The 4,114-nt window shown below is 63.7% G+C and carries 4 protein-coding genes; 1 reads left to right on the top strand and 3 read right to left on the bottom strand.

Annotation, left to right across the window (positions count from 1 at the left end; genetic code table 11):
* A partial coding sequence (serA, locus tag K8V11_RS09835) for a phosphoglycerate dehydrogenase (protein WP_303913420.1) occupies nt 1–1,325 on the bottom strand: 1,325 nt, incomplete at its 3' end.
* A gap of 334 nt (nt 1,326–1,659) precedes the next feature.
* Between serA and K8V11_RS09830 the strand changes: the two genes are divergently transcribed.
* Entirely contained in the window at nt 1,660–2,406 is a 747-nt protein-coding gene (locus tag K8V11_RS09830) for a siderophore-interacting protein (RefSeq protein ID WP_303913417.1), read from the top strand.
* On the opposite strand, the gene K8V11_RS09825 is transcribed toward K8V11_RS09830, so the two are convergent.
* Nucleotides 2,403–3,098: an isochorismatase family protein gene (locus K8V11_RS09825; protein WP_303913414.1), complete on the bottom strand. Its 696-nt coding sequence runs from the start codon at nt 3,096–3,098 to the stop codon at nt 2,403–2,405. The two genes, K8V11_RS09830 and K8V11_RS09825, sit on opposite strands and share 4 nt — an antisense overlap.
* Before the next feature lie 78 nt (nt 3,099–3,176).
* Nucleotides 3,177–3,998, bottom strand: a complete 822-nt coding sequence (locus K8V11_RS09820) for an SDR family oxidoreductase (protein WP_303913411.1) — start codon at nt 3,996–3,998, stop codon at nt 3,177–3,179.
* Nucleotides 3,999–4,114 lie beyond the last annotated feature (116 nt).

Below are 4,114 nucleotides of genomic sequence, written 5' to 3'. Positions count from 1 at the left end.
ATCTTCTGCACGTTCTGCAGACCCGTGAGGGCACCGGAGACCGTTGCCTTGCTGCCGTCCGCCGTCACGGCCGTGACGGTGACGGTCGAGCGGTGAGTCGCCGACTCCGAACGGGTGGACACGTCGACGGTGACGCCGCGCTGCTCGGCGAGCTGCCCGACGTTGACGAACGTGGCCGGGGTATCCGTGGTGGCTGCGAAGAGCCCGCGAAGAGCCGCAAGGCCGAGCACGTCGACCGTCTCTGCAGAAAGCTCGCCGGCAACCTCGACCTGCACGGTGCTGGTCACGTCGGGGGCAAGTTCGCCCGCTACGCTGCCGAGCTTGCGGACCAGGTCGAGCCACGGCGCAACCTCGTCGCCCACCGGGCCGCCGGAAACGTTGACGGCATCCGGGACGAACTCGCCTTCCAACGCGAGCAGCACCGAGCGTGCCACGTCTGTTCCGGCGCGGTCCTGCGCCTCCGCCGTGGACGCACCAAGGTGCGGGGTGACGACGGTGTTGTCGAGTTCGAACAGCGGCGAGTCGGTGCACGGCTCGCTGTCGAACACGTCGAGACCGGCGGCCCGGACCTTGCCGGACTTAAGGGCGTCCACGAGGTCCGCTTCGACGATGAGTCCGCCGCGGGCCGCGTTGACGATGATGATTCCGTCCTTGGCCTTCGCGAAGCGGCCGGCGTCGATGAGTCCGGCGGTCTCCTCGGTCTTCGGCAGGTGGACGGTGATGATGTCGGCACGAGACATGAGCTCGTCGAGCTCGACGAGTTCGATCCCGAGCTGAGCGGCGCGCGCTGCGGGAAGGTAGGGGTCGTACGCGACCACGTGTGTCTCGAACGCAGCGAGGCGGCTCGCGACAAGCTGACCGATGCGGCCGAGTCCGACGACACCGACGGTCTTGTCGCGAAGCTCGACACCGTTGAAGGAGGAGCGCTTCCACGTGTGCTCGCGAAGCGTCTTGTCCGCGGCGGGCACCTGGCGGCATGCCGCGAGGATGAGCGCAAGTGCATGCTCTGCAGCCGAGTGGATGTTCGATGTGGGCGCGTTGACGACCATCACGCCACGCTCGGTCGCCGCCGGGATCTCGACGTTGTCGAGACCGACGCCGGCACGGCCGACGATCTTCAGCTTCGGCGCGGCGGCGAGAACCTCGGCGTCGACCTTCGTTGCGGAACGGACGAGCAGCGCGTCTGCATCTGCCACTGCCTCGAGGAGCTTCGGGCGGTCGGGACCGTCGACCCAACGGACCTCGACGCTGTCGCCGAGCGCGTCGACGGTGGACTGGGCAAGCTTGTCGGCAATAAGTACGACCGGACGGCCACTAGCACTCACGAGGGGACTCTCCTTGCGGTTGCGATTGATGATTCTTTTCTTGTTCGTTGTTTTGCGTAATTGCGTCGGCCGGCGCATCCGCACCTATCCGGCGAATTTCGACTCCCAGCCTAGTCGCCCGCGATCCGGGGACATACACCACCGGGTACCGGGTGGCCCAACTCACACGTTCAAGATATGGACTCCCCTTCCCACGGAACGAACCGAAGGACCGCGGAGGAACTTGCCACACCTCAGCTGTGGAACCCCTGGCAGTTAGACTTGAACGACGCGGAGACCACCACCTGGGTGGCCCACGATCGGCTCGGATTAGTCACTCGCGCGAGGAGCAAAAGTGTCCTATTTACTCAAGGTCGTCGAGGCGAGTACCCACAGCGATGCTTTCCGGCGAATCGTCTTCACCGGAAAAGGTATCGGCCCGCTCCTCAAAGCCTCGGACGGCGACGCCTACGTCAAGCTGTTCTTCTTCCCCGAGGGCGTCAAGCCTCCTCAGGACGGAGACATGAAGACGTTGCAAAAGTCCCTCGCCCCAAAGGAGCGGCCGCAGTCGCGCAGTTACACGATCGCCGCCGTCAACAAGAAGGACAAGACCCTCACCATCGACTTCACTCGCCATTCCAACGGCGGAGTCGGCTCGGCGTGGGCCGAAACGGCGGCACCGGGTTCGTGGGTCTACGCGTTCGGCCCGCGTGGCAAATACTCCCCCGACCCGAAGGCCGACGCCATCATCGTCCTCGCCGACACTCCCGGGATTCCCGCGGCCAGGCGCGTCATCGAGCGGGCCAAGCACCCCAAGCGGCTACGCGTAATTTTCGACACGACGCTCTCACACGAGGAGTTGGACCTGCCGGAGAAGGTCGGTTCTGTCACGCTCATCGATTCCGGCAGGGGCAAGACGTCTCTTCGCGACGAGGTCGGAAGACTCAAGCTGCCCAAGGGTGACGTCGAGGTGTTCGCTCGCGGCGAGAAGTACGTGACCAAGAAGCTTCTCGGCCAGTACTTCCGCGAGCTCGGGCTGCCGTCGAAACGGGTGTCGATCTCGGGTTATTGGAGCGCACCGAAAAACGACAAGAAGCGTTAGCCTCTACCGCTGTAGGAAGCGGCGCCGGCGGGGTTGCTGGGAGAGAATTCCGAGGGCATGCCCTGCCGGCCAAATGCGGATACGACTTCATCCGCTGTCACCGAGACGCCGCACCGCTTGTTGACGAAATCGATCGTGGTCGCGTGCTCCTCCCTCGAGAAATCGGCGAGAGCATCCGAGACGACGAACGGTTTGATGTCGTTCATAAATGCATCCACCGCGGTGGCCTGGCATCCCATGTGGGCATATACACCGGTGATGACGAGCTGGTCGAGGCCCGCCTCGGACATGAGGTGGAGCAAATCGGTGCGGGCGAACGCGGAGTAACGCCACTTCGTGATGACGATGTCCTCTTCGCGCGGACGGAGACGCTCGATAACCTCGGTGTCGACGCCTGAGGACATGCCGTTGCCCCAGAACTCGCGGAGCAGCCCGCGTCGATACGGATGCTGGTCGCCCGGTTGAACGGAATAGAAAACCGGGATGTTGTTAGCCCGGGCCGCCTCGACGACCGAGGCCATCGACTCAATCGCGGTGGATATCGGTTCTGCGCCCTCATCGAAGGCGCGGATGAAATAGTTCTGCATGTCATGAACGAGAACTGCACAGGATTCGGGATCGACCCCCCAGCTCACACGACGTTCTTGCGTGGGCTCGGGTATCGCGTACGGCGCGATGGACGGAATCGCCATGGAAGTTCCCTTTCTGCAGGCCACAGATCGCTTCGAAGCGATCTATGCGAAGGCTAACCTTAATTACGTTGGGCAACCTTACCTCTGCGCCGCGCCACCGTCCACGACGAGCTCTTGCATCGTCATATGTTGTGCATACTCACTCAACAGAAAAGATACGACTCCTGCGAGGTCCGAGGGGTCGGCGATTCGACCGAGCGGGATTCCGGTCTTGAAGTCGTTAGGCACGCCGGCGATGACGTCGTCCTCGCCCGATGGATCGGTCCAACCGTTCGTCACCATCGGTGTGCGAGTCGTGCCGGGAGCGACGACGTTGCACCTGACACCGAACTCGGCGGCCTCCAGCCCCAAAGATTTGGTGAAATGCGCGGCCGCCGCCTTCGATGCGGCATACGCTGCCATGCTGGCACGGGGCACGACCGCCGAGTTGGAGGCGACCGTGATAACCGCTCGGCGGTTTCGGGCGTCTTCCGGGAGCTGCCTCCGCATGAGCGCCACCGCCGCCTTGCTCACGAGAAACACACCGAAAGCATTGACCGAGAACAGCGCATTCCAGTCCTCCGCCGTGGTGTCGAGAACACGGCCCGAGCGGAGTACGCCCGCGACGTTGACGACGCCATGCAGTTGCGCCCCGCGTGCCGCACACACCCGATCGACGTACGCAAAGATGGAATCGACTTCATCCGGGTCGTCAACGCTCAAACTTCGAGTCAGTACACAGTCGGAGGACGCGCGTGGCTCTTCTCGGTCCGTGGCGACGACGAGGTAGCCCGCTGAGTCGAGCGCGGAGACAACGGCCGATCCTATTCCGCCGGAGGCTCCGGTCACCAGCACCAGCTTGGTGCGGTTCGCATCGTTTGCCGCTGAGGTCCTGCCGGCCTCGCTGCTCTCGGCTCCCATGTGCCCTCTTCTCTCTTCTGCGAGATTGTTTCGGATCCCGCGACTCCTTGATCGGCAGGCACAATGGTGCCACGAGACGAAGGGATGCCGCCGTGCCGCATGACACTGATAGCGAT

This window comes from Dietzia timorensis (assembly GCF_020742175.1).
Lineage (GTDB): Bacteria > Actinomycetota > Actinomycetes > Mycobacteriales > Mycobacteriaceae > Dietzia > Dietzia timorensis_A.
This window is presented reverse-complemented; position numbering and strand designations above follow the sequence as displayed.